The sequence below is a fragment of the Arthrobacter sp. NPDC057388 genome (assembly GCF_042668165.1).
Classification (GTDB): domain Bacteria; phylum Actinomycetota; class Actinomycetes; order Actinomycetales; family Micrococcaceae; genus Arthrobacter.
In genome coordinates this window covers 1-26,091 of record NZ_JBHVBL010000056.1, presented here as the reverse complement: position 1 = coordinate 26,091, position 26,091 = coordinate 1, and the positions used below count along the sequence as shown (strand labels likewise).

19 protein-coding genes and 1 tRNA gene are annotated in these 26,091 nt (G+C 66.6%); 5 read left to right on the top strand and 15 right to left on the bottom strand.

From position 1 onward, the window contains the following. Positions 1-62: 62 nt before the first annotated feature. A complete protein-coding gene (locus ACFUTU_RS19280) occupies positions 63-1,913 on the bottom strand; it encodes an ABC transporter ATP-binding protein (RefSeq protein WP_377967224.1) in 1,851 nt (616 codons plus the stop codon). A 79-nt stretch (positions 1,914-1,992) separates the two neighbouring features. Here ACFUTU_RS19280 and ACFUTU_RS19275 point away from each other — a divergent pair, with 79 nt between their 5' ends. Next, complete coding sequence (locus ACFUTU_RS19275; RefSeq protein ID WP_377967221.1) at positions 1,993-2,622, top strand: PH domain-containing protein; 630 nt, start codon at positions 1,993-1,995, stop codon at positions 2,620-2,622. Between the two features lie 43 nt (positions 2,623-2,665). On the opposite strand, the gene ACFUTU_RS19270 is transcribed toward ACFUTU_RS19275, so the two are convergent. The 6 genes from ACFUTU_RS19270 to ACFUTU_RS19245 all read right to left on the bottom strand — a co-directional run bounded on the left by ACFUTU_RS19270 (position 2,666) and on the right by ACFUTU_RS19245 (position 10,914). Then, on the bottom strand, positions 2,666-3,814 hold the full coding sequence (locus ACFUTU_RS19270) for an ABC transporter permease (protein WP_377967218.1): 1,149 nt from the start codon (positions 3,812-3,814) through the stop codon (positions 2,666-2,668). Further along, positions 3,811-5,352, bottom strand: a complete 1,542-nt coding sequence (locus tag ACFUTU_RS19265) for an ABC transporter permease (RefSeq protein ID WP_377967216.1) — start codon at positions 5,350-5,352, stop codon at positions 3,811-3,813. The genes ACFUTU_RS19270 and ACFUTU_RS19265 overlap by 4 nt, the downstream gene beginning before the upstream one ends. A gap of 178 nt (positions 5,353-5,530) precedes the next feature. Further along, the gene (locus ACFUTU_RS19260) at positions 5,531-7,309 is read right to left on the bottom strand and encodes an ABC transporter family substrate-binding protein (RefSeq protein ID WP_377967213.1); all 1,779 of its coding nucleotides are present in this window, start codon (positions 7,307-7,309) and stop codon (positions 5,531-5,533) included. A 353-nt stretch (positions 7,310-7,662) separates the two neighbouring features. Next, the gene (gene selB, locus ACFUTU_RS19255; protein WP_377967210.1) at positions 7,663-9,450 is read right to left on the bottom strand and encodes a selenocysteine-specific translation elongation factor; all 1,788 of its coding nucleotides are present in this window, start codon (positions 9,448-9,450) and stop codon (positions 7,663-7,665) included. A gap of 2 nt (positions 9,451-9,452) precedes the next feature. Then, the gene (gene selA / locus ACFUTU_RS19250) at positions 9,453-10,784 is read right to left on the bottom strand and encodes an L-seryl-tRNA(Sec) selenium transferase (RefSeq protein ID WP_377967207.1); all 1,332 of its coding nucleotides are present in this window, start codon (positions 10,782-10,784) and stop codon (positions 9,453-9,455) included. A 35-nt stretch (positions 10,785-10,819) separates the two neighbouring features. Then, positions 10,820-10,914: transfer RNA gene (locus tag ACFUTU_RS19245), tRNA-Sec, on the bottom strand. Between the two features lie 47 nt (positions 10,915-10,961). Here ACFUTU_RS19245 and selD point away from each other — a divergent pair. Continuing rightward, the gene (selD, locus tag ACFUTU_RS19240; protein ID WP_377967204.1) at positions 10,962-11,963 is read left to right on the top strand and encodes a selenide, water dikinase SelD; all 1,002 of its coding nucleotides are present in this window, start codon (positions 10,962-10,964) and stop codon (positions 11,961-11,963) included. Positions 11,964-11,970: 7 nt separating this feature from the next. On the opposite strand, the gene nrfD is transcribed toward selD, so the two are convergent. From nrfD to ychF, 4 genes are all read right to left on the bottom strand, one after another. Further along, a complete protein-coding gene (gene nrfD / locus ACFUTU_RS19235; RefSeq protein ID WP_377967202.1) occupies positions 11,971-13,053 on the bottom strand; it encodes an NrfD/PsrC family molybdoenzyme membrane anchor subunit in 1,083 nt (360 codons plus the stop codon). Continuing rightward, positions 13,050-14,045, bottom strand: coding sequence for a 4Fe-4S dicluster domain-containing protein (locus ACFUTU_RS19230; protein ID WP_377967199.1), 996 nt, complete (start codon positions 14,043-14,045; stop codon positions 13,050-13,052). The genes nrfD and ACFUTU_RS19230 overlap by 4 nt, the downstream gene beginning before the upstream one ends. Further along, positions 14,046-17,345, bottom strand: a complete 3,300-nt coding sequence (gene fdh, locus ACFUTU_RS19225) for a formate dehydrogenase (protein ID WP_377967197.1) — start codon at positions 17,343-17,345, stop codon at positions 14,046-14,048. 87 nt (positions 17,346-17,432) lie between these two features. Continuing rightward, positions 17,433-18,518, bottom strand: a complete 1,086-nt coding sequence (gene ychF, locus ACFUTU_RS19220; RefSeq protein ID WP_377967194.1) for a redox-regulated ATPase YchF — start codon at positions 18,516-18,518, stop codon at positions 17,433-17,435. A gap of 103 nt (positions 18,519-18,621) precedes the next feature. Here ychF and ACFUTU_RS19215 point away from each other — a divergent pair, with 103 nt between their 5' ends. Beyond that, the gene (locus ACFUTU_RS19215; RefSeq protein WP_377967191.1) at positions 18,622-19,890 is read left to right on the top strand and encodes a DNA recombination protein RmuC; all 1,269 of its coding nucleotides are present in this window, start codon (positions 18,622-18,624) and stop codon (positions 19,888-19,890) included. Between the two features lie 36 nt (positions 19,891-19,926). Here the strand turns inward: ACFUTU_RS19215 and ACFUTU_RS19210 are convergent, their stop codons facing one another. Together ACFUTU_RS19210 and ACFUTU_RS19205 are read right to left on the bottom strand one after the other, a co-directional pair. Then, a complete protein-coding gene (locus ACFUTU_RS19210) occupies positions 19,927-21,003 on the bottom strand; it encodes a 4-hydroxy-3-methylbut-2-enyl diphosphate reductase (protein WP_377967188.1) in 1,077 nt (358 codons plus the stop codon). A 42-nt stretch (positions 21,004-21,045) separates the two neighbouring features. Continuing rightward, the gene (locus ACFUTU_RS19205; RefSeq protein WP_377967186.1) at positions 21,046-21,894 is read right to left on the bottom strand and encodes a hypothetical protein; all 849 of its coding nucleotides are present in this window, start codon (positions 21,892-21,894) and stop codon (positions 21,046-21,048) included. A gap of 305 nt (positions 21,895-22,199) precedes the next feature. On the opposite strand from ACFUTU_RS19205, the gene xseA reads away from it, so the two are divergent. Together xseA and ACFUTU_RS19195 are read left to right on the top strand one after the other, a co-directional pair. Continuing rightward, entirely contained in the window at positions 22,200-23,477 is a 1,278-nt protein-coding gene (gene xseA, locus ACFUTU_RS19200) for an exodeoxyribonuclease VII large subunit (protein ID WP_377967183.1), read from the top strand. Between the two features lie 124 nt (positions 23,478-23,601). Next, complete coding sequence (locus tag ACFUTU_RS19195; protein WP_377967227.1) at positions 23,602-23,802, top strand: exodeoxyribonuclease VII small subunit; 201 nt, start codon at positions 23,602-23,604, stop codon at positions 23,800-23,802. Between the two features lie 29 nt (positions 23,803-23,831). On the opposite strand, the gene ACFUTU_RS19190 is transcribed toward ACFUTU_RS19195, so the two are convergent. Both ACFUTU_RS19190 and ACFUTU_RS19185 read right to left on the bottom strand, forming a co-directional pair. Next, entirely contained in the window at positions 23,832-24,686 is an 855-nt protein-coding gene (locus ACFUTU_RS19190) for a PPK2 family polyphosphate kinase (protein WP_377967181.1), read from the bottom strand. A 35-nt stretch (positions 24,687-24,721) separates the two neighbouring features. Continuing rightward, positions 24,722-25,942, bottom strand: coding sequence for a pyridoxal phosphate-dependent aminotransferase (locus ACFUTU_RS19185; RefSeq protein ID WP_377967179.1), 1,221 nt, complete (start codon positions 25,940-25,942; stop codon positions 24,722-24,724). Positions 25,943-26,091: the final 149 nt, after the last annotated feature.

Here is a 26,091-nt window from a genome sequence, read left to right as displayed (position 1 = left end):
CAGCACCGGCTCCCTCTGCATCTGTTCCCTGTGCGTTATTTCGTGCCTTGGTTCGCGGCCGGCTACTCGGTTCCGGTAGCCAGCAGCTGGGCCCGGAGCTCGCGGCGTTCACGCTGCTTCTCTGGATCGGGCAGCGGCACGGCCGCGAGCAGCCGCTGCGTGTAGGCCTCCTGCGGGTTGCGCAGGATCTGGTCGCGGGTGCCCTGCTCCACAATGCGGCCGCGCTGCATGACGCAGATGCGGTCGGCCAGCACGTCCACGACGGCGAGGTCGTGGGTGACGAAAAGGCAGGCGAAGCCGAGCTCGCGCTGCAGGTTCTGGAACAGTTCCAGGACCTTGGCCTGGACCGAAACATCCAGCGCCGACGTCGGCTCGTCCGCCACCATCAGCTTTGGTTTCAGGGACAGTGCCCGGGCGATGCCGACACGCTGTTTCTGCCCGCCGGACAACTCGTGCGGGTACCGGTTCCGGTAATTGCGGGGAAGTTCCACCTGGTCCAGCAGGGCCTCGATGCGCTTTTGCAGGTCGGCGCCCTTTGCCACGCCGGCGAGGTACATCGGCTCGCCGATGCTCTCTCCGATGGGCAGGCGCGGGTTCAGGGACGACGACGGGTCCTGGAACACCATGCCAATGTGGCGCCGCACGTGGTGCAGCTGCTTGCCGTTCTTCTTCGCGGCGGAGATGTCCTGCCCCACCACGCGCATCGTTCCGGCTGCGACCGGCAGCAGTCCGACGGCGGCACGCCCGATGGTGGTCTTGCCCGAGCCGGATTCCCCCACCAGGCCCACCACCTGTCCGGGATGGATGGTCAGGTTGGCACCCTCGACGGCGCGGAAGGCCGGCACCCGGCCCTGCTTCGGATATTCGATGGCGACGTCGGTCAGCTCCAGGACGGGTTCGCCCACGGGGCCGGTGGATTCGACGGCCGCCAGGGCTGCCGCGTTCTCCCGCTCGCGGCGGACAAGTTCCTCGTGGTCCACCGATTCGAGCTCGGCGTGCGTGGCGGCGGCCAGCGCTGCTGTCACGTCAACGTCGGGTGCGGTGTCCGTGCCTCCTTGCCCAAGGTGCGGCACGGCAGCCAGCAGCGCCTGCGTGTATGGGTGCTGCGGGTTGTGGAAGATCTGTTCGGCGGTGCCGGTCTCCACGATCAGGCCCTTGCGCATGACGGCGATCCGGTCGGCGAGGTCGGCCACGACGCCCATGTCGTGGGTGATCAGGACAATGGCGCTGTCCAGCTTGTTCCGCAGGTTCCTCATGAGGTCGAGGATCTCCGCCTGCACCGTGACGTCCAGGGCCGTGGTGGGCTCGTCAGCGATCAGCAGCTTGGGGTCGCAGGACAGTGACTGGGCGATCATGGCACGCTGGCGCTGGCCGCCGGAGAGCTGGTGCGGGTAGGACTTGAACGCCTTAACCGGGTCCGGCAGTTCCACCAGCTCCAGCATGCGCAGCGCACGCTCCTTGGCCTGGTCGGGGGACACTTCGTTATGGAGGCGCACCGTCTCGACGATCTGTGCGCCCACCGTGTAGACCGGATTCAGCGCCGTCATGGGCTCCTGGAAGATGACGGCCACATCCTTGCCCCGGACGCTGCGGATGTTGGCGGCATCCGCGCCCAGCAGTTCCTTGCCGGAGAGCCTGACGCTTCCGGACACCCTGCTGTTGCTGGGCAGCAGACCGAGCAGCGCCATGGAACTGGCGCTTTTACCCGAGCCGGATTCGCCGACGATGGCCAGGACCTCACCGGCGCGAACCTCATAGTTAAGCCCGACGGCGGCCGGCACCCACTTCTTTTCCACGCCGAAGTCAACGCTGAGGTCGCGCACTTCGAGGACGACAGAGCCCTTCCCGTCTGCCCTCCGCCGGCCGGCGCCCGGCTCAATGGAATCGGGCTCTGGGCTGATGTAGTCAGACATGTTGGGGTTTTCCTTCCACCCGGGCCGGCGGAGCAGCTGGGATTAGTGCTGCGGCCGGGAATACTGAATTATTGGGGGCATGAGCACTGTGCCGCATGCCGGAAACGCCGCTATCTTCAAGGCGCGCACCAACAAGTGGTTTGCCGGATTCTCGTGGTTCGTCGCGGCCGCCGGACTGGCCGGCCTGCTGGTGGCGGGCGGGCTTCCCGCCATGGCCGGGTCCTGGCCGCTGCTGCTCATCGCCTACCTTGGCTGGCTGCTGTTTTGGCGCCCCGCTGTGGTGATTGATGATGCCGGGGTCACCATAGAGAACCCGTTCCGCGCCATCCGGGTGCCGTGGGCAGCCCTGGTGCACGTGGACACCCGGTATGCGCTGACCCTGGTGACGCCCGGCAAAAGCTACGGTGCCTGGGCGGCCCCCGCTCCCGGCATCTGGGGCGGACGCAACGCCCGCCCGGAGGACCTGCGGGGACTGCCCGACAGCACGTACGGGCCGGGCAACTCCGTCCGTCCCGGCGACCTGAAGACCACTGACTCGGGCCAGGCTGCGCAGCTGGTCCGCGGACGGTGGCAGCAGCTGGTCGAATCCGGACTTCTCGACGCCGGGGCAGCAGACACCACTCCGGTTACCGTGACGTTCCGCTGGCGCGAGGCAGCGGCGGCCCTGCTTCTTCTCGGGCTGACCTACTGGAGCGTGGCCGCCCTGTAGGCGGGATGCGCGCTGCGCCCGCCCGCGGCACGGTAGCAGCACGTCAGGCTCCCCTGTCCCCGCCGGTGGTCCGGCCGTCATTTGCACTGCTGTCCTCTGCCCTGCTGTCCAGGGCCGCGACCGGAGTGGCTTCCGGAAGTGTTGTGCCGGCGTCGGTCGCTTTCTTGGCGTTGAACTTCTTTTGCCGTGGATCAAAGGCGTCCCGCAGGCCGTCACCGATGAAGTTGATGCTGAGGCAGATGAGCACGATGAACAGGCCGGGGAACCAGAACAGCCAGGGGCGCGTGGCGAAGGCTTCCTGGTTCTGGGAGATGAGCAGGCCCAGGGACGTGTCCGGGGACTTGACGCCGACGCCCAGGTAGCTGAGGGCCGTTTCGGTGAGAATGGCCGCTGACATGGTCAGGGTGACGTTGACGATCAGCACGCCCACGGCATTGGGCAGGATGTGCTTGAAGATGATCCGGGCGTTGCTTGCCCCGGAGATCCGTGCCGCGTCGACGAACTCGCGCTCCCGCAGGGTGAGGAACTCACCGCGCATGAGCCGGGCAAGGCCCACCCAGCTGATCAGCCCCAGGAAGATGCCGAGGGCGAGGACGCCGTTGCTGCTCGCGAAGGCGGCGAACCAGCTGCCTTCGTCGCGGCGGCCGGCCAACTGGGCCATGACGGCCGCGAGGAGCAGTGCCGGGACAATGATGATGACGTCGGTGAGCCGCATCAGGACCGCTTCCATCCAGCCCCGGAAGTAGCCGGACAGCGCCCCCACTACCACACCGATCAGGCCGGCGATCAGGCCGATGACCACCATGATCGTGATGGACTGCTGGGCGCCGCGCATGGTCATGGCGAACAGGTCGCGCCCGATCCGGTCCTGTCCGAAGGGGTGCTCACCCCAGGCCAGGGGCCACAGTGACGCTGTGGGGGCGCCGTCGTTGACCAGTGGCGAGACGGCTACGTGGGTGTACTTCCACCAGCCGGGTATCCCGGCATAACCCACGGAGGTGAAGGCCATGACGAAGATGATCGCAAAGACGGCCAGGCCGGCGATGGCGCCGGAATGGCCAAGGAACCGCTTGCGGACAATCTGGCCCTGGCTCAGGCCGCGGGCTTCGGAGACGGGCTCGATGCCGGCGGCTTCCTGCCGCACGGTGGCCTGCTCCGCCATGATTTCATCCTGCTGACTGGGCTGGCTCATGCTTTCACCCTTACTCGTGGATCCAGTGCGGAGTAGGCGAGGTCCGCGATGAGGTTGAACGCCATGGCCGTGATGGCGACGCAGATGAAGACGCCCATGACGGGGTTCGGGTCAACGTGCTGGATGCCGTCGAGGAACAGGAATCCCATGCCCCGGACGGAAAAGACCGTCTCGGTGATGACTGCGCCGCCGATCAGGCCGCCAATGTCGAAGGCCACGATGGTGGCCACCGGAATCAGGGCATTCCGGAAGGCGTGGCGCATGACGACTGTCCGTTCCGAAAGACCCTTGGCGCGGGCTGTCCGGATGTAGTCCATGTTCATGATCTCAAGCATGGAGGCACGGGTGAACCTGGTGTATCCGGCCAGGGAGATCAGGATGAGCGCGGTGGTTGGGAGGATCAGGTGGGTGAAGGAGTCGATGCCCAGGATCCAGAAGTCACCCTCGATGTTCGGCGTGCCGGCGCCGATGGTGGCGATCGGCCGTCCCCGGACCCTGCCGTTGTTGAAGTACGCGGGCCACGCCTGCATGAAGCGGTCGAGCAGGATGAGGAATCCCACGAGGAAGGACGTGATGGCCGCCGCTCGCATGGACTGTCCGCGGTCGTAGCCGCCCATGAAGTAGCCGATGGCCATGCCGACCAGGACGGCCGCGACTGCCAGCAGCACGATCATGAGGAACGTTGCTTGGTTCAGCAGCGGCTGGAGCACGAAGTAGAGGACCACCCCGACGCCGACGGCGATCAGGGCTGACTGCAGCGCTTTACGGTTCCGCAGGCCTGCAGTGAGCAGGGTCACGGCAAAGGCAATGCCCACCCCGGCGATGGCGATGACCACCGGGCCGAGGCCCGGCGTCTTGAACCACTGGGTGACAGAGAAGTAGATAAGGACCGCGGCGACGACGGCGAAGACGATGCCGCCCGTCATGGCCCTGCGCCTGGCATCGCCGCCGGCCACGATCACGGCCACGCCGCCGAGGACCGCGCCGACTCCGAGCGAGACAGGCAGGGGTATCTCCGGATTTCGGAGGAAGTTGTTGAAGCCGATGGCGCCGAACTCCTTGAGCAGGACGGCGACCCAGAAGATCGGCAGGGAGAAAAACAGGAAGGCCATGAAGGTCACGCCGTAGTCCAGTGTGCTGTACTGGCGCAGCGCGGTGATGATGCCCAGCGTGATGCCCACGAGGATGGCCAGGACGGTGGCCCCGGTGACGAGCGTCAGCGTCTGAATGAGTGCATGGCCGAGGGCGTCCGTGATGGGCTGGCCGGCGATGTTCTTGCCGAGATTGCAGGAACCGGTGAAGGGCACCAGGCACTGGGCTGCGCCGCCGAGCCATTTGAAATACCGCACGGGAGCGGGCGTCTCCAGGTCCAGCAGCGCGGATCGGGAGTCCATGAGCTGTTGCTTGTTTGGTGCACTGCTGGCGCGGAACTCGGCGAGCGGGTCGCCTGATGCTGCGGTCAGCAGATACACCAGGAACGAAGCGCCCAATAGGATGAGTGCGGCGGTGACTAGCCGCCGGACTATGTAGGTCACCATTGTGATAGAACCTCAGGATTCGGGCCCGGGGATTGCCCGGACCGGTCGCAGGTTTGGCGGCGCCTTACTGCTTGTGCTGCCAACACAGGCACTGCCGGGAGATGGCGCTGCAAGGCGCCGGGACCGTGGTGCATGGTCCCGGCGCCTCAGTTAGCTTGTGGCACTTCGCGGCACGGGCTTACTTCTCGGCCCACTCCCAGAAGTTCCACCAGACGCCCGTCTGGTTCGGCATGAACTTCACGCCGGTGATGCGGTCGCTGTAAGCGTCAACACCAACGGACTGGAACAGCGGGAGGCCGTAGGCCGAGTCCCAGATCTTCTTGTCGATCTGCTTGGACAGTTCATCCTGCTTGCTGCGGTCCGTCGTCACAATGAGTTCGTCCATGAGCTTGTCGGCTTCAGGATCGCTGAACTTGTTGAAGTTGGAACCGTTGTTGGAGCGGAAGATCTGCGGCACGCCGGAGACGCCGACGCCCGGGTTGATCCAGCCGAAGATCGTGGCGTCGTAGCCGCCCTTGCCGAGGGCCTTGCCCCAGTCAGAGGCGCCCAGGCCGCCGTCGACGATCTTGAAGCCGGCCTTGGTGGCGGACTCGCGGATGAGCGAGAACGCGTCCACCCGGTTCGGGTTGTCCTTGTTGTACATGATGCGGACCTCGGGCGTTGCGCCGTTCAGGAGCTTCTTGGCGGCCTCAACATCGGCATCCTGGTAGTTCGAGGAACCGTTGCCCTGTGCGGAAGCCTCGTAAGCCGGCTGCGCAGGAACAAACAGCTGCGAATCCAGGGGCTTTGCCTCGGGATCGAGCTTCTTGATGATCTTGTCCACGATGTCCTTGCGCGGAACCGTCTTCATGAATGCTTCACGGACGTTCTTTTCCGCGAACGGTCCCGAGTAGTTCAGGTCGATGTGGTCGTAGGAGAGCTGGTTGCCCTGCTCCACCGTCACGCCCTGGCTCTCGAGTGCCTTGAGCTGTTCGAGGGTGTCCGCCGAAGCCTGCGGGGCGATGATGTCAGCTTCGCCGTTCTTCAGTGCCTGGACCTGGGCCGGGGATGAACCGATGTAGCGGACAGTAATCTCGTCCAGCTTGGGCTCGGGACCCCAGTTGTAGTCCTTGTTGCGGACCATGGTCAGGGACTGGTCCTGGTTGATGCTCTGGACAATGAATGGACCATTGGAGAGGAACAGGCTTGGATCGCTCGGCAGGGTCTTGGAGTCGAAGCCGGTATTCCACATGTCGGACATGGTCTTGAGCTTGGCATCGGCGGCCTTGGGTGCCTTGGCGTCGCCGCGGGGCAGGCCCTTGAGGTGGTCGATGAAGGCCTGGGTATCGGCCAGGCCGGCCTTCTTTGCCAGGACGTGGGCCGGAATATCGATGCCCGGCCCACCCAGCGCGATCTCCCAGTCAGCGTACGGCTTGGAGTACTTGATGGTCATGGAACGGTTGTTGTCGCCGATTTCGGGGAAATCGGTGAGCGCCAAGCCGGTGGGATCGCCGGCGTAGGAGAAGTAGGACGTACCCGCCTTGCCCTCGGCGTCGGCGTCGTTGTAATACCCGGAGAAAGCCGCCCACTGCAGGAGCAGGTCGGCTGCGGTGACGGGAGTGCCGTCCGACCACTTCACGCCTTCGTTGATGGTGTACTTGACGGTCAGCGGATCATCGGACGTCTTTTCCATCTTGCCGAACTTGTCGTTGTGGACGACGTTCAGCTGGTTGTCGATGTAGTAGAACCCGGAGTGTGTGGCGTAGCTGACCTTGGAGTTGATGTCGGTGTTGCCATCCGCCGTGTTGGGGTTGAAGGTGTTGAACGCGTTGACCTCGACTACAGTGGCTGTTCCCCCCTGCTTTCCGGCCGCATTGCTGGACGGGGTTGTCCCGCCATTCGTGCTCGCGCAGGCGCTGAGCGCCAGTGCAGCCGCGGCTGCAACGCCTACTGCTTTGGAAATACGACTGAATCGCATTCCGCCTCCTATGTTTCATTGAGTGTGGAAAAGACCTTCGCTGTGGGCGCTGGCCAGACCCGCTACATCCCCCCAGTGAGATGTGGCGAGTCTCACATGACAAGAAGCCTAGACCCGAACACGACACGCGGGGTCCGAAAGTTGTCCCTCAGTAAAGGTTGTTATCGAGATGCAACCAAGACGCTGCCGCGCGAAAAAAGTGCACCGTTTTTCCTTGACGCCATGTTGCAGCGCGGGTAGGGGTGCCAATCACAGAAAAAGCCCCGATCCATGGGGATCGGGGCTTTTTGCTGTTAATGCTCAATCACTGAGGTACCTCAGAGAGCCATGGCTCCGCCCGTCCCGATCCAATGTCAGGCGATGGTGCGCCGGCTCGAGTCGAGCCGGCGCGTCCAGCCGCGGCTATCGAGGTACTCCAGCAGGGGGATCGCGACACGGCGGGTGGTTCCCAGCGCTTTCCGCGCCTCACTGGCTGTGAACGGCTGCGGCAAGGCGGCCAGTTCGCGCATGGCCAGGGCTGGCGCCCGCGGAAGCAGGACAACGCCGTCACCGAGCCTCAGCAGGCGCCCGCTGCGCTCAGCTGCCGCCAGTTCACGGGCGCCCAGGCCAAGGGCATCCAGGTCGTGGGCTTCGGGCGCAGCGAACGGTGCAATCTCCAGCCGGTTCTCCAGCGTGGCGATCCCGGCCTCGGCCGCACCGAGGTCCTGGCGCTGCCCCGGAAGACTGATAAAGCCCGCCCGCTGCACCAGTCCCGCTTCCCGGACAACCTCTGCCAGCAGCGCGCCGCCGCCCGGTCCGATCAGGTCCCCGGCGGCCCCGTGGGAGAGCCCGGCCGCCAACGGGTCCTGCTCGCTGAGTTGCTCCACGGCGCTGCGCAGCCGCCGTCGCCATGCATCGAAGACCGTTTCGTACACCCACAAGCCGCCAAAGGCCTTCACACCGTCCGGTATCCGCGCCAGGCCGGAAAGACCCATCCGGCGCAGTTCTTCGACCCGTACCGCGCCCCGGCGGGCCACTTCCGTCAGCGCGTCCCCGCCAGGTGACATGGCTGCGAGGACCCCGGCCCGCCGGCTGCTGTCGCCGCGGCGGTCGAGCGCGGGCGGATCGACGTCGAGGATCTGGGCCCCGGCCAGCACGGACCGGCTTCCGGTGGCCCGCAGCACCAGGCGGTCGCCCAGTTCGAGGGGAAGCCGACGGCCGAGGGCCAGGCGGGCGTGGTCCGGATCGAACGGGCGCAGCCTGCCCGGCACGGCGGCGGTGCCGATGTGGACGAGCAGTTGCCCGGGTGCGTCTGTGAAGGAGGCACCCATGGTGCGCCTTACGTCAATGGTGTCCACCACCGGCCAACTGTCCTCCGTGAGGAGAACGTCGCCCCGATGGATGGCATCAGCGGACAGCCGGGACCGGAGGTTCACGGCCACACGGCTGCTGGGACCGACGGAGTGAGCGGACCTGTTGCAGCTGTGCAGAGCCCGCACCGACACCGGTCCGGCGTCAGCGTGGCCGAGGAGCAGCAGACGGTCGCCCTGCGCGAGCGTGCCGGCCGTCAGGGTTCCCGTCACGACCGTTCCGGCGCCGCTGATGGTGAACGACCGGTCGATCCACAACCGGACGCGGGCCTCTGGCTCCGGTTCGGGCAAGGAGCCCAGCATGTCATCCAGTGCTCTGCGCAGTTCGCCGAGTCCGGTCCCGTCGACCGCGGAAACGGTGACGGCCGGCGCGTCGCGCAGCCCGGTGCCCGCGAGTTCGGACCGCACCCGCGCGAGTACCTCGTCCACCCCGCCCGGTGCACGGTCGCTGCGGGTCAGCACCACGATCCCGTGGCTGATGCCCAACGCCGCGACGGCGTCACGATGGTCGCTGGACTGGGCCTGCCAGCCCTCATCAGCGGCCACGACGAAACAGACGACAGGTGCCGGCCCCAGCCCGGCCAGCATGTTGCCGAGGAACCGTTCGTGCCCCGGGACGTCCACGAACGCCACGTCCTTGCCCGATGCCAGCCTGGTCCATGCGAACCCCAGGTCGATCGTCAGTCCGCGGCGGCGCTCCTCCGCCCACCGGTCGGGCTCCATCCCCGTCAATGCGCGCACCAGGGTGCTCTTGCCGTGGTCGACATGCCCGGCGGTGGCCACCACGAACATCTTCAACTGCCTTCGGTTCCGAGCGGTTCACCGGCATGCGCCAGAGCCGACTTCACAGCAACGGCCAGCCGGCCGTCGTCGTCCTCCGGGATGCACCGCAAATCCACCAGGCAGGCGCCGCCGTGGACCCGGGGCAGCACCGCGGGATTGCCCGTGCGCAGCAACCGGGCCGCGCTTTCCGGGAGCCGGACGGCCCAGCCGGGCAGGGGCACGCCCGGCGCTCCCCCGCCGCCGACCCTGCCGTCATGCTCGACGACGGCACAGCCCACAGCTTCCGCGAGCGCCTCCGTGCGCTCACGGAGGCGCACTGGATCGGCGTGCAGTGCCGCTGTCACCGGCGGCGCCTCCCCGGCGACGGTCGCTTCCAACGCGGCCAGTGCCAGTTTGTCCGCCCGCAGCGCCCGGGCCAGCGGATGGCGCGCCAGCTTGGCAATGACCCCGGCGCGGCCCAGCAGCAGCCCTGCCTGGGGGCCGCCCAGGAGTTTGTCACCGCTGGCGATGACGACGTCGGCACCGGATGCCAGCGCACTTGCGACGTCGGGCTCCTCCGGCAGCACGGGGTCCGGGGCGAGCAGTCCGCTGCCGAGATCCACGACCAGGGGGATCTGGTATTCATCGGCCAGGGTGCGGAGCTGGCTGATGCCGACGCCGGAGGTGAAGCCGCTGACCCGGAAATTGCTTGGGTGGACCTTGAGCAGGCAGCCGGTCCGCTCCCCAATGGCGGACTCGTAATCGCGCAGGTGCGTCCGGTTGGTGGCACCCACTTCGCGCAAGCGGGCTCCTGTCGATTCGATCAGTTCGGGAAGCCTGAAGCCCGCACCGATCTCGACGAGCTCCCCGCGGCTGATGATCACCTCACCGGTTCCGGCCAGGACGGTGGTCGCCAGCAGCAGGGCGGCCGCACCATTGTTTACGGCCAGCGCGTCCTCGGCCAAGGGACAGGCGTGCAGCAGTGCCTGCCGGGCCCCGGCCCCGCGCTTGGACCGCGCCCCGGACGGCAGGTCCATTTCGACGTCGACATAACCTGCGGCAGTAAGCAGGGCTCCCCGGGCGGACTCCGACAGCGGGGCACGTCCCAGGTTCGTGTGCACGATGACGCCGGTGGCGTTGAGCACCGGCGTCAGGGATGTGGCCTGGCGGGACGATACGGCGGACAGAATCGCTGGCTCGACCTCCTCGGGCGCAAGCACGCCGGAGCGCGCCAGGTCCTGGATCTCCTGGACGATGGACCGGATCACGTCGTCGCCGAGGCGTCCCCGGGCGCGACGGACATCGGGGTGCGCCAGCAGCCGGTCGGTGCGCGGAATAAGCCTGCGCGGGTCCTCTGTGCCCACGGCCCTCCTTAGGGGTCACCATCAGCTGCCGCATTTGGCGGAGGCGGACGGGAATCGAACCCGCCAGACCGAGCTACTCGGTCTCACCGGTTTTGAAGACCGGGGAGCCCACCAGGACCCAGACGCCTCCAAAGAGGATGCTAACACTGCCCTAGACTGGGGCCCATGGATGCGGTCATGGCCCTCGATCAGGAACAAAGCGGAACGGTCCGGCTGACCGGGTACGCGCATGGCGGAGGATGCGCCTGCAAGATTCCCCCCGGGGAACTCGAGGATGTGGTCCGCGGCCTGGCCGGCCAGGCCCACCCCGACGTGCTGGTAGGGCTCGACGGCGGTGATGACGCCTCCGCGGTGCTGATCGGTGACGACCTCGCCGTGCTCTCAACGGCGGACTTTTTCACTCCAGTGGTCGATGACGCCTACGACTGGGGCCGGATCGCGGCAGCGAACGCCATCTCGGACATCTACGCCATGGGCGGGCGTCCCGTCAGCGCCATCAATCTGGTCGGCTGGCCCCGGGAAGTGTTGCCGATGGAGTTGCTGGCCGAGGTTCTGCGCGGCGGACTGGCGGTTGCCGCCGAAGCTGGCTGCCCGGTGACGGGAGGACACTCAGTCGATGACCCGGAACCAAAATACGGAATGGCAGTGACCGGCGTTGCGGACCCCGGCAAGCTGCTTCGCAACGATGCTGCCCGGCCCGGTCTGCCCCTCACCCTGACCAAGCCAATCGGTCTGGGTTTCCTGAACAACCGGCACAAGCAAACCGGCGAAGTATTCGAAGAGGCCATCGCGACGATGGTTAAGTTGAACCGGGAGGCCGCCGAGGCAGCCGTGCAGCGCGGCCTCCGGGCCGCCACGGATATCACCGGTTTCGGCCTGCTGGGCCATCTCTACAAGATGTGCCGGGCCTCGGGAGTGGGCGCGGTCATCGAACGGAATGCGGTGCCGTTGGTCTCCGGCGCCCGCGAAGCACTGCGGGACGGCTTCATCTCCGGCGGGACACGGCGCAACCTGGAATGGGTCCGTCCGCATCTGCAGCCGGGGCCGGGAGTCTCGGAGAACGACCTGCTGACGCTCGCCGACGCCCAGACCTCCGGCGGCTTGCTCGTGGTGGGCGAACTGCCCGGGCACCCCGTCGTGGGATACACGACCGAGGGCCCTGGCATCGAGGTGTGTTAGCGCGTTCTCACTCGGCGGTCGTGATCGAATCGTGCACCGCACCTGCCCGCCGGCGGGCAGCGAGCCGGTTCTTCTGCGGTTCAACCGTATAGCGGGGATCCTGGGTGGAGCGGATCCCGGCGCGCAGGATCCCGAACCGGGTCAGGGCCGAGGCGCCGAGCAGCACCACACCTGACGCTGCCGCCGCCCACCTGTTCCGGCCGCCGACGAGCGCGCCGATGCCGCCGGCCACGGCCAGCCGCTGACTCCAGGCGAGCATCCGCCCCGGCCCCTCCAGGTGCAGGGGTTCGGCGGCGACCGGGTCCATGTTCTTCTCCATGACCCGGGTGGCGATAACATCGCCGGCGACTCCGAGCACCGCCAGTGCCCGGGCTGGACCGGCTTCCTTGACCGGGGTGGTGATCATGGCAAGGCCCGCAGCAGCGAGGCTTGCAGAACTGGCGAAGACGAACGGTAAATCCTCCCGGGCGGCGTTCCAGGTCGGGTTCGCGGTATCCGACAGCAGGACGGCGGTGTAGACGGACAGCGGGGCCGCGAAAACTGCTGCTTCCACCCCCGCCGGACCCTCGAGCGCCCGCAGCAGCCCGCGCAGCGGCCCGAGCGGCAGGCGTGAACCGGTCATCCGGTCGATCTCGGAAACGGCTGAAACTCCGACGCCGGCGCTGAACGCCGTCAGAATCCAGGAGCCGAGGCTCATCGGCGATGTCAGCTTGATCGTGCGGAGCATGTTGAGGAACCGCTCGGGGCGGCCCAGGTCCTCCACGAGCGCCACGGCGCCCAGCCCGACGGCGGCGAGCGCGGCCAGCCGGCTGTTCCGGCACAGCACCTGGTTCCCCGTCACCTGGCCGCCGACGCCCAGCAGAGCGGAACCGCCGGCCACTCCCCCCAGGAAGAGGTACACGGCGATTGGGTCTCCCCACGGCGGCGGCTTGACGATTGGCCGGCCGTAATAGGAAGTGAACTCCGCCTCGGGAACCATCGGCTCTTCGCCGCGGCCCCCGCCCCTACCGGTACGACGGCGTTTGCTATCACCCTTGCGCGCCCGCTGCGGTTCGGGCGGGCGGTATGCGTCGAAGTCGGAGACCGTCAAGCGCGGCCCCCCGCCAGGAAGGCCGCGGTGGCGGCCGCCAGCATGCCAGCGGCGGCAATCCCTGCCCGCTTGAACATCCGCGGCAGGTCAGCCGTGGGCACCCGGGGGTCCGGCGGCAGCCCGTACACCTCCGGTTCGTCCAGCAGCAGGAAGACGGACCCGGTGCCGCCGACGCCGTCGGAATCATTGGCGCCGTAAAGCCGGGCCTCCGTCAGCCCCTGGGCGTGCAGCTCCGCCACCCGTTCCTTCGCGGTGGCCACCATGGCCTCGCGCTCGCCGTACTTGATGGACGTGGTGGGGCAGGTCTGGGCGCAGGCGGGGGTCTGGCCGTCAACAATGCGGTCGTAGCACAACGTGCACTTTTGGGCGACGCCGGCGTTGCGTGTCGGTGCCTGTTCCCCTGGCGTGAAGTCGCGGTCGGTCTTCGTCCCTGCCGTCCCGTCGCTGCGCCGTTCGATCACTCCAAAGGGGCATCCGGCCACGCAGGTTCCACAGCCGTTGCAGACGTCATCCTGCACGACGACGGTTCCGTGCTCCGTGCGGAACAGGGCGCCTGTGGGGCAGACGTCGAGGCAGCCGGCGTTGGTGCAGTGCTTGCAGACATCGGAGGACATCAGCCACCGGAAGTCGGGGGTGTCCGGCGGAGTGGTGTCAGCGCCGGCCAGATTCGAGGCCTGTGCTTGCCCCGGGGGGCCAAAGCCGGGCATGCCAAGGCTGACAAGGGCGCGGCCGGATTCACGGGCCCGGCCGATCTGCTCGCGGTCCTGCTCGATGAAGGCGACGTGGCGCCATGTGTCCGCTCCCAGGGAGCCGGTGTTGTCATAGGAGGACTCGAGCAGTTGGTACCCGGAGTCGTGCGGATTGCGGTTCCATTCCTTGCAAGCGACTTCGCAGGCCTTGCACCCGATGCAGATTGAGGTGTCGGTGAAGAAGCCCTTTCGGGGATGCACCGTGTGCCTGACGTGGTCCGGAGTTTCGGTGAGCTGGTTCATTCAGTTCTCCTCCTTCGGCTCGTGGCCCGATGCCTGGGCTGGACCGGTAACCTTCTGGTTCCCGGTCTCCGGCGTCACTCCGGCACGGGTCCGGTATTCAGCGATCAGCGAGAGGAGCGCGGGTCCTCTCGGCCGCCGGCCAGGGACAATGTCGCACGACCCCGCCTTGGACTCCTGGATCTGCACGTTCGGATCGAGTGTCACACCGAGCAGGTCGTTGGCGGCATCGCCGGAAACGACCGCGTCCTGCCCGACGCCCCAGTGGTAGGGCAGCCCGATCTGGTGGAAGGTCCGACCACCCACAACCAGCGGCTTCACCCGGTCTGTCACAAGTACCTTGGCCTCAATCGCTGAACGGGGCGAGATGATGGTGGCCCAGCCGTAGGGTTCCAGTCCCCGCTCGGCCGCCAGCGCCGGGGACACTTCGCAGAACATCTCCGGTTGGAGCTCGGAGAGGTAAGGCAGCCACCGGCTCATCCCGCCGGCCGTGTGATGCTCGGTCAGGCGGTACGTGGTGAAGACGTACGGGTAGACCTCGGACCCGCGGTCGCCTGCACTGGGCGCGCTGAGGTTGTCCGCGCGCGGGAAGGTCAGCCGGGCAGGGTTCTGCTGCTGCCGGTAGAGCGGGTTTGCGATCGGGGACTCCTGGGGCTCGTAGTGCGTTGGCAGCGGTCCGTCCACCATGCCCTTGGGCGCAAACAGCCATCCCTTGCCGTCCGATTGCATGATGAACGGATCGTCGCCGGCCAGCGCCGCGGCACCGCCAGCGTGGGGATCCGGACGAGCCCCGGGTGCGCGGTCCACGGGGAAGTCCGGGACGTCCTCTCCGGTCCACCGGTTCTGCTCCGGGTCCCACCAAATGTACTTCTTGCGTTCACTCCACGGCTTTCCGTCGGGGTCCGCGGACGCGCGGTTGTAGAGAATCCTCCGGTTCGCGGGCCACACCCAGCCCCAGTCAGGGGCTACCTGGCCCTGCTCCTGCTGCGGTTTCCGGTCGGCGGCATGGTTGATACCGTCCGCGTAGACTCCGGTGTAGATCCAGCATCCGCCCGACGTCGACCCGTCGGCGCGCATCTCCGTGTAGGACGAGAGGGGCGTGCCGGCCTGCGGTCCGGCCAGGTGCATGCCGTTGATTTCCGCGAGCACCGCCTCGCCGTCGGGCTCGCCGTGTTCATCGACGGGATAGTCCCAGGTCAGGTCCAGCAGCGGCCGGTCCCGCTCATCAGTCGAATCCGCAAGCTTCGCCCGGATGCGCTTGCCCAGTTCATAGAAAAACTCCAGTTCGCTCTGGCAGTCGCCCGGCGGCCGCACAGCCTGGTGGCGCCATTGGAGCATCCGCTGCGTCTGGGTGAAGGAACCGGCTTTCTCCACGTGGGTGGCTGCCGGCATGAAGAAGACCTCGGTGGCTATGTCCTCTGTTTTGAGTTCGCCCGAGGCGATCTCCGGACCGTCTTTCCACCACGTCGCGGTTTCGATCAGGCTCAGGTCCCGCACAACCAGCCATTTCAGGTGGGACATGCCCAGGCGCTGCAAGCGTCCGTGGGCCGACCCCACGGCCGGGTTCTGGCCGAAGACGATGTAGCCGTCGACGCCGCCGTCGAGCATGCTCATGACCGTCTCGTAGGTGCCGTGCGGGCCGTTGATCCGAGGCAGGTACTGGTAGCCCCATTCCGAGTCCGCGTTGGCAGCGTCACCCCACCAGGCCTTGAGCAGGCTGACGGTGTAGGCGTCGGCGGCCGCCCAGTAGCCCTTCTGGGTCGGCGAGGAGATGCCCTCCAGGTACTGCTCCAGGCTCTCCATCCCGGCCTTGGGCATCGGGAGGTAGCCGGGGAGCAGGTTGAACAGGGTCGGGATGTCCGTGGACCCCTGGATGCTGGCATGGCCGCGCAGCGCCATGATCCCCCCGCCGGGCCGTCCAACGTTGCCGAGCAGCAGTTGCAGGATCGCCGCGGTCCGGATGAACTGGGCACCCAGGGTGTGCTGCGTCCACCCGACGGCGTACGCGAAGCACGTGGTCCGGTCCCTTCCGGAGTTCTCCGTGATGGCCCGGGCCAGGTAGTCGAAATCCTCGATAGAAATGCCGCAGGCCTCGCGGACCATCTCCGGGGTGTAGCGCGCATAGTGCCGCTTGAGGATCTGGAACACGCTCCGCGGGTGCTCCAGGCTGTAGTCGTGTTCGAACCGGGGGTTTTCCAGCGTGGGGCCGCCGCTGCCGTATTGGTGGCCGGCCGCCCGCGCGGAGGTATCCGCCCCGTGCTCGTGCCCGCCGGATGCTTCCGCCCCGTCCTCGCGCTGATAAGCCCAGGAAGACAGGTCGTAGTGCCCGGTTTCGGGGTCGAATCCCGAGAACAGTCCGTCCAGATCCTCGGTGTCACGGAAGTCTTTGCCCACCAGCGTGGCCGCGTTCGTGTACGCGAGCACATACTCCTTGAACCACAGCTCGTTGCTGATCACGTAATTGATCAGCGCGCCAAGCAACACGACGTCCGATCCGGCGCGGATGGGCACGTGCTTGTCCGCTACGGCGCTGGTACGCGTGAACCGCGGGTCCACATGGATGACCTTCGCGCCCCGGGCCTTGGCCTCCGTCACCCACTGGTAGCCCACAGGATGGCATTCGGCCATGTTCGAGCCCTGGATGACGATACAGTCGGCGTTGGCCATGTCCTGGAGCGATTGTGTGGCGCCGCCGCGCCCAAACGAGGTTCCCAAACTGGGAACCGTGGCGGAGTGTCAAATGCGGGCCTGGTTCTCCAGCTGGATGGCCCCGGCGGCGGTGAAGAGCTTCTTGATCAGGTAATTCTCTTCATTGTCCAGCGTTGCCCCGCCGAGGCCTGCAACGCCCATGGTGCGGCGCAGTGGCCGGCCTTGGTCATCGTTCTGCTGCCACTTGTTCCGGCGTGCCTCGAGGAATCTGTCGGCCACCATCTCGATGGCGGTGTTCAGGTCCAGCTGCTGCCAGTCCTTGGCGTGGGGTGCCCGATAAAGGACTTTTGTCTGCCGGCCGGGGGCGTTGACCAGCTGCTCGCTGGCCGAGCCTTTGGGGCAGAGCCTCCCCCGCGAAATCGGAGAGTCCGGGTCCCCCTCGATTTGGACGACCTTTTCGTCCTTGACGAAGACACGCTGCCCGCATCCGACGGCGCAGTAGGGGCACACGCTCTGAACCACGCGGTCCGCAGTCGACGTCCGCGGTGTGATCCCGCGTGTCTTGGGCGACGTCACGGCTTCACCCCGGCCGAGTGGATCCCCGGACATGAATTGCCGTACCACCGGCCATCCCAAGAAGCTGAACCGCGACATGGGCCCACCTTAGCCCATGATCCGTTCCCCACAATAGGGGTGCGCGGCGGCTGTATGGCCGCCCGTCGGAACGGACGGCCAGCAACCCTAGACGTTGAAGCGGAACTCCACCACGTCGCCGTCGGCCATCACGTATTCCTTGCCTTCGATCCGGACCTTGCCGCGCGACTTCGCCTCGGCCATGGAACCGGCGTCGATGAGGTCGTCAAAGGAGACAACTTCCGCCTTGATGAAGCCGCGCTGGAAATCGGAGTGGATCACGCCCGCCGCCTGCGGGGCGGTGTCACCCTGGCGGATGGTCCACGCACGGGCTTCCTTCGGTCCGGCCGTGAGGTAGGTCTGCAGGCCCAGCGTGTGGAATCCGACGCGGGCCAGCTGGTCCAGGCCGGATTCGTCCTGGCCGTTCATCTCGAGCATTTCCCGGGCCTCGGCCTCGTCCAGTTCCACGAGGTCGGCCTCGAGCTTGGCGTCGAGGAAGATGCAGTCGGCCGGAGCAACCATCGCGCGGAGCTCCGCCTGCTTCTCTTCACTGCCGAGAATGCTTTCGTCCGCGTTGAAGACGTAGATGAAGGGCTTGGCCGTCAGGAGGCTGAGTTCTTTGAGGTGTTCCATCTCCAGCTTGTCGCTCTTGATGGAGGAGTAGATGGTGTCGCCGCGTTCGAGCACCACCTGCGCGGCCTTGATGGCAGCGAGTTCCGCGGCCTCGCGCTTCTTGATCTTGACCTCTTTTTCGATCCGGGGAATGGCCTTCTCAATGGTCTGCAGATCGGCGAGGATCAGCTCGGTGTTGATCGTTTCCATGTCCGAGCGGGGGTCCACCTTGCCGTCGACGTGGATCACGTCGGGGTCATCGAACACGCGCACCACTTCGGCGATGGCTTCCGCTTCACGGATGTTGGCCAGGAACTGGTTTCCCAGGCCTTCCCCTTCGGAAGCGCCTTTGACGATGCCGGCGATGTCAACGAAGGATACAGCCGCGGGCAGCACGCGCTGCGAGCCGAAGATTCCGGCGAGCTGCTGGAGCCGGGGGTCGGGCAGGTTCACGACGCCGACATTGGGTTCGATGGTGGCGAACGGGTAGTTCGCTGCCAGGACCTGGTTGCGGGTCAGTGCGTTGAAAAGGGTTGATTTGCCGACATTGGGCAGTCCGACAATGCCAATAGTAAGAGCCACGGACATTGATTCTACCCGTTCGGTCCGCGCACACGGTGCCGATGGCCGGGTACCGGGCGTTGCCCGCGCAATAAATGTCACAGCCCCGTGCCACAGTGAAGGCATGGAACCTTTTGCAGTAATTCTGGCCCTTTTGATGCTGTTGCTGGGCGCCGTGTCCGGCGCGGGCGCGGTGTACATGGTGCTGCGCCGCCGGAGCAGCGCCCTGGAGGCGGATTTCGACGGCGTCTCGGCGCGGCTTTCGGAAGTAAGCGCGCAGTTTGCTGCCGCGGACGCGGAGCGCAAGCTCCTGTCCGCCCAGAACCGTGACCTGGGCATGTCCCGCGAGCAGGACGCCAGCGTCCTCCGGGCCCTGGCCCCGGTGGCCGAAAAGCTGACGGCGGTGCAGCAGCAGGTCTCCCTGCTGGAGCGGGACCGGCTTGAACAGTACGGCCAGCTGGCACAGCAGCTGCAGGAGGCGCGTCTGACCGATGAGCAGCTGATGCGGTCCACGCACGCCCTTGAGTCCGCGCTCCGGTCGAACAGCGCACGCGGCCAGTGGGGCGAGGTACAGCTGCGCCGGGTCGTGGAGGCGGCCGGCATGATGCGGCACGTCGACTTCCACGAGCAGCACCACGGCACGTCTGGGGCGGAAGCGGCCGTCCGCCCGGACCTGGTGGTCCAGCTGCCAGGCGACAAGCAGCTCGTGGTCGACGCCAAGGTGCCACTGTCCGCGTACCTTGAGGCGCAGGAGCTGGGTCAGTCGGCCAGCGACAAGCCCGGGCTCAGCCAGGCGGCGCGGCAGAACCTCCTGGCGGCCCATGCCAAGGCGCTGAAGACCCACGTGGACGCCCTCAGCACCAAGAAGTACTGGGACATTTCCGGAAACTCGCCGGAACTGGTGATCTGTTTTGTCCCGGCTGAGTCCATCCTCGCCGCGGCACTCTCCGCCGACCCCGCGCTCCTGGATCACGCGCTCTCCAGGAACGTGGTACTGGCCTCCCCCGGCACGCTGCTTGCGGTCCTCAAGTCGGTGGCTTTCACGTGGCGCCAGGACGTCCTCACGGACAGCGCCCGGGAACTCTTCGAACTTGCCCGGCAGCTGTACGAGCGGATGGGCACGCTCGGGGACAACATCGGAAAGCTGGGGTCCTCGCTGAAGAGCTCGGTGGACCGCTACAACGCAATGGTCGGCACGCTGGAAGCACGGGTGCTCCCCACCGCGCGGAAACTCAATGCCCTGGACACCAGCGGCCTGGCCACCCCTCCGGCTGTGCAGGTCACCCCGCGGTCCCTTGCAGCCCCGGAACTGGAGGGGCTTGAACGCCAGGGCGCAGAACGGCCGGCCGCTGAACTGCGGCCGGCCGGGGAGGCAGAAGAGGACGCCGCGTAAGGGGTCCTGCGGCGGATGCCGGCTCGCGGCCTGCAGCTAGCGCGAGCGGCGTCCGCCGAGGGCGCGGGACACGTCCCCCGCTTCCTTGAGCGTGGCGCGGAGCTCCTTGGGCAGGGAGAAGAGCAGGTCTTCCTCGGCAGTCACAATTTCCTCGACGGCGTCGTAGCCGTAGTCGGCGAGGAGGCGGAGCACGTCCTTGACCAGGACCTCCGGAACGGACGCGCCTGACGTGACGCCCACGGTGGCAACACCTTCGAACCAGGACTCGTCCACCTCGTTGGCGAAGTCCACGCGGTACGAGGCCTTGGCCCCGTATTCGAGCGCCACTTCCACCAGCCGGACGGAGTTGGAGGAGTTGGCCGAACCCACCACAATCACCAGGTCCGCCTGCGGTGCGATCTTCTTGATGGCCACCTGGCGGTTGGTCGTGGCGTAGCAGATGTCGTCGCTGGGCGGGTCCTGGAGCGTGGGAAATCGCTCCTTGAGCAGCCGGACGGTTTCCATGGTCTCGTCCACGCTGAGCGTGGTCTGGGAAAGCCAGATAACCTTTTCCGGATCCCGAACCGTCACCTTGTCCACCTCATGGGGGCCGTTGATGATCTGGATGTGGTCGGGAGCCTCGCCGGACGTTCCTTCAACCTCTTCGTGGCCGTCGTGGCCGATCAGGAGGATGTCGAAGTCGTCTTTCGCGAAGCGCACGGCCTCCTTGTGGACCTTGGTCACCAGGGGGCAGGTCGCGTCGATCGTGCGCAGCCCGCGGTCCTCGGCCGACTGAACAACGGCCGGAGACACGCCGTGAGCGGAGAAGATGACCAGGGCGCCTTCGGGCACCTCATCCGTCTCGTCCACGAAGATGGCACCCTGCTCCTCCAGGGAGCTGACCACGTGCACGTTGTGCACAATCTGCTTCCGGACGTACACGGGCGGACCGTAATGCTGCAGGGCCTTTTCGACGGCGATGACCGCGCGGTCCACGCCCGCACAGTAGCCGCGCGGGGCTGCCAGCAGAACCTTCTTCGGGCCCGGGACGGGTGCCGCCGCGAGCACTTCCTCCGGCGAACGCCGCCGGCGCGGGACAGTTGGCATCGAAAGGGAAACTGCAGTGGAAGTCATTGCTCCATGCTACCGGCTGGGCGGCAGGGCTCCCGGCAGAGCTCAACGCCTCCGGGCAGGCCCGCCCACCAGCCTGAGCAGCACGCCTGCGGCCACCAGAGCGGCACCGATGATGGCTGCCGCCAGCGTCCAGGAGGCAAACCCGGCAGCCGAAGCAGCAACAAGTTCGCGCTTAAAGAGGTCCGCCATTTCGTTGCCGCTCGCGGTACCGACGACCACCTCCGCGGCCCAGCGGGATGCCAGCGTCCACAGGCCCGAAAGTACCAGTGCGCCCACCCCAATGCCGGCCAGGACTTTCCACCGCCGGCGGGCCGTGACGAGGGCCAACAGGAATGCCACCCCGGCACCGACGGCCAGGCTGTAGCCCAGCGGAGAGTAGGCGGTGATCCGTTCAACCAGCTGGCGCTGGTTCGTCTGTCCGATGTTCACCAGGGTCTGGCCCGGCGCCTCCAGCGGTACACCCACCTGGCGGGAGATCTGCTTCGCGGCGAGGGCTACGAGCGGTGCCACGTCCAGCGTCAGGGAGGTGCTGGCATCAGCTTCGGGTGGAAGCGAGCCCGGATCCCTGAAGTTCAGGCGGTGGCTCTTCCGCAGCGTTTCTTCCCAGGCGGCCGGATACTCAGGCAGCCCGGTCAGTGAGGTTGCAGCCGATTCCAGCACCGGCCGGACCAGTTCGGCCGCCTGCGCAGGGACGGTGCCGCCGGTATCAATGGTGTTGACAGCGGCGGTCGCCAGCCGCTTCTGGAAGTCGGGGGCCTTCCCCAGTGGCGCCGTCAGTGCAACGAAGCCATCCTCCTGCACGATGTTGCGGTCCACCCAGATGGCCGGCACGGCCACGGCGGAGAGGAGGAGGCCAAGGATGACGGCCAAGGCCGCAAGAAATGAACGCAAGGGATTCCTAGCTGGTCGGGTTTCTCGGCTGGTCGGGTGCCTGGCTGGTGGCAGGACACTGCCATCCTAGGCGCGACCCTGTGCGATCAGAAATGCGGTGCAGGATCAAAAGTGGCCGGCGGGCAGCGACGCAGTGGGTGCCCACGAGCCGCGCGGCCGTCCAGAATGTCGGGGCCCGGTGATACAGCTATGGATAGAGTTGGTTGACCCCCGCAGTAACTAATATGCGCGCAGCATCTTATCCACCATCCCCAGGCAAAGGACCGCGACCATGCAACTGGCATCCGCCGCCACCGGAGCTGCATATGGCTGAAAACGCCACCGTCCCCGAAACCGGCACCGCGCCCGGTCCCAGCACCGTGCCGGCCACCGCCGCCGACACCAGCCCGGACAATCCCTGGCCGCTGCAGCTGCTTTCCCAGAAGCTCAAGACCCACATCGAGCGCGCGCCCGCAGCCTGGGTTGAAGGGCAGGTCATTGAACTGAACCGGCGCGGAGGCAGTGCATTCCTCACCCTCCGGGACGTGGACGCAGAGATCTCCCTGCCGGCCTCAATCTGGTCCAAGCTGCTCGACCGGCAGGAGACGCCGCTTGAGCGCGGAAGCCGTGTGGTGGCCCTGCTGAAGGCCGAATTCTGGCTCAAGACCGGGCGCCTGAACATGTCCGTGAAGGACATCCGTCCGGTTGGCCTGGGGGATCTCCTGGCCCGGATAGAACGGCTGCGCCATGCCCTGGCCGGAGAAGGCCTGTTTGCCGAATCGCGCAAAAAGCGCCTGCCGCTGCTCCCCCACAGGATCGGACTCATCACCGGCCGCGACTCCGATGCCAAGAAGGATGTACTGCGCAACGCAGCCCTGCGCTGGCCGGCCGTCGAGTTCGAGATCCGCGAGGTCGCTGTGCAGGGCAACACCGCCGTGTCCCAGATCGTCAGGGCCCTGCGCGAACTCGATGCCCGTCCCGAGGTGGACGTGATCGTCATCGCCCGCGGCGGCGGCGCTCTGGAGGACCTGCTGCCGTTCAGCAGCGAGGAGCTCATCCGGGCCGTGGCTGCCGCGGCCACTCCGGTGGTCAGCGCGATCGGACACGAGGCGGACCGGCCCATCCTGGACGACGTCGCCGATCTGCGGGCCTCCACGCCGACGGACGCAGCCAAGCGGATCGTGCCGGAAGTTTCGGAAGAACTCGCCCGGGTCCGGCAGGCCGAAGCCCAGCTGCGCCGCTCCGTCACAATGCTGGTGGCCCGGGAAACGGACCGCCTGGCGGCCATCAGGTCCCGTCCCGTGCTCGCCGCTCCGGAGACCATGATCACGGCGCGCGCGGAAGATGTGGAACGGCTGGCCCGCCGGTCCACCGCGGCCATCAGCGCTGCGGTAACCAGGGCTTCAGACCAGCTGGTCCACCTCCAGGCGCAGGTCCGGGCACTGTCACCGCAGCAGACCCTTGACCGCGGGTACGCCGTCGTTCAGCTTTCCGGATCCGGCGGGGCGGTTGTCCGCCAGCCGTCCCAGGTGCCCGCGGGTACCGCGCTGTCGGTCCGGGTGGCCGACGGGCGGTTCGGAGCGGAATCCACCGGCGCACCGTAACGCGGCGCCGACACCCAATGACACACCGACAGAACAGGCCAGGAACATGACAGAGCCAAGCATCAACAACGAACCAGCAAACAGCACAGAGCACGCAGGCGGCACAGCCCGGCCAAGCCCCGCATTGCCGCCGGATATCGATGCCCTCAGCTACGAGGAAGCACGCGAACAGCTGGTGGCCGTGGTCTCCAAGCTGGAAGCCGGCGGGACCAGCCTTGAGGACTCGTTGGCCCTGTGGGAACGGGGCGAGGCGCTTGCCCGCCGCTGCGAGGACTGGCTGGAAGGCGCGCGGAAGAGGCTGGCCGCAGCCCGCAACGACGGCTGAGCCCCAGGGTGGCCAGCTCGTAGACCGGCTCAGGACCGTTCGACGAGGCGGCGTTCGGCTTCAACATCGAACTCGGCCTTGGGCCATTCGAGTTCGAGCTCGCCGAGTGCTTCCAGCAGCAGCTGCTGCACCGCGATCCGGGCGTACCATTTCTTGCTCGCCGGCACCACGTACCAGGGCGCATGCTCGGTGGCGGTGGCGTCGAAAGCGGCCTGGTAGGCGGCCATGTAGTCCTCCCAGAAAGCCCGCTGCTTCAGGTCCTCGACATTGTATTTCCAGTGCTTGGCGGGATTGTCCAGCCGGGCCAGGAGCCGCTTCTTCTGCTCGTCATTGCTGATGTGCAGCATGACCTTGACGACCTTCGTGCCGACGGCACACTGCCGCTCCTCGAACTCATTGATCGCCCGGTAGCGGCGGTCAAGCTCCTTGGGGTCGGCCCAGCGGTGTACCCGGTGGATCAGGACGTCCTCGTAGTGGGACCTGTCGAAGACGCCCAGCATGCCGGCCGCCGGGACTTCCCTTTCGATCCGCCACAGAAAGTCGTAGGCCTTTTCCTCGGGCGTAGGGGCCTTGAAGGACTTGAACTGCACGCCCTGCGGATCCATGGCGCCCAGCACGTGCTTCACGATGCCGCCCTTGCCGGCGGTATCCATCCCCTGCAGGATCAGCAGGACGCGCTTGGTGCCGCCGAACTTGGACTCGGCAAACAGCCTCTCCTGAAGGTCCGCGAGCTTGTCGTCGAGTTCCTCGAGGAGCAGCTCGCCGTCGGCCTTGTTGCCCGGGTAACCCAGGGTGGCATCAGGGTCGACGTCCGCCAGCTGGAACCCCTTGCCGACCTTGAGGGTTTCGGAAGGGAGCTTCGTAAATTCCACCACGCCGGCCATCGGGTCCTCTTTCCACGGTTGACTGTGGGTAAAGGCTAATTCCCCTGATACCTGCTGAGGAAGTCTCCCATCCGGCCAATTGCTTCCTCAATGTCCTTGACGTTGGGCAGCGTGACCATGCGGAAGTGGTCGGGACGGACCCAGTTGAAGGCGCGGCCGTGGGAAACGAGGATCTTCTGTTCCTTGAGCAGGTCCAGCACGAACTTCTCGTCGTCCCGGATGTCGTAGACCTCCGGGTCCAGCTTCGGGAACAGGTAAAGCGCTCCCCGCGCCTGCTGGGTGCTGACGCCGGGGATGGCGTTGAGCATGTCGTAAGCCTTGTTCCGCTGCTCCAGCAGCCGCCCGCCGGGCAGGATGAGGTCGTTGATGCTTTGATACCCGCCCAAGGCCGTCTGGATGGCGTGCTGGGCCGGGACATTGGCGCAGAGCCTCATGTTGGCCAGCAGGTTGATGCCCTCAAGGTAGTCAGCGGCTTCCTTCTTCGGCCCCGAGATGGCCATCCAGCCTGCCCGGTAGCCACACACGCGGTAGGCCTTGGACAGCCCGCTGAAGGTCAGGCACAGCACGTCGTCGCCGGTGAGCCCGGCCAGGTTCACGTGCACGGCGTCCTCGTAGAGGATCTTCTCGTAGATCTCGTCGGCGAAGATCACCAGCCCGTGCTTCTCAGCCAGCGCCACGATCTTCCGCAGCGTGGATTCCGGGTACACCGCGCCGGTGGGGTTGTTCGGGTTGATGACCACGATCCCCTTGGTGCGGGGCGTAATCTTGGCCTCGAGGTCCTCCAAATCAGGCTGCCAGCCGGACTCCTCGTCGCAGAGGTAGTGGACCGGTCGGCCGCCGGCCAGCGCCACAGAGGCGGTCCACAGCGGATAGTCCGGTGTGGGGATCAGGATCTCGTCGCCCTCTTCGAGCAGGGCCATCAGGGACATGGTGATGAGCTCGCTGACGCCGTTGCCCAGGTAGATGTCGTCCACGTGGATGCTCTGGATGCCGCGGGTCTGGTAGTACTGCGAGACGGCGGTGCGGGCCGAGAAGATGCCCCGGGAATCGCTGTATCCCTGGGCGTGCGGCAGGTGGCGGATCATGTCCACCAGGATCGCGTCCGGCGCTTCAAAACCGAATGGTGCGGGGTTGCCGATGTTCAGTTTGAGGATCCGGTGACCCTCCGCCTCCATCTGCTGGGCGGCCTGAAGAATCGGTCCACGGATGTCGTAAAGGACATTATGAAGCTTGGTGGACTGCTTGAATTCTGCCATTCATCAAATATGCCACAAGCGGGATGTACTTCCGGGGAGACGTGCCTCACACGGGCGACGCCGGGCGTAACGCGCCCCACCGGGGGCTCCACCGCCCCGTCGCCCAAACACACAACGACGGCGGCTGCCGGTTCCCGAAGAACCGGCAC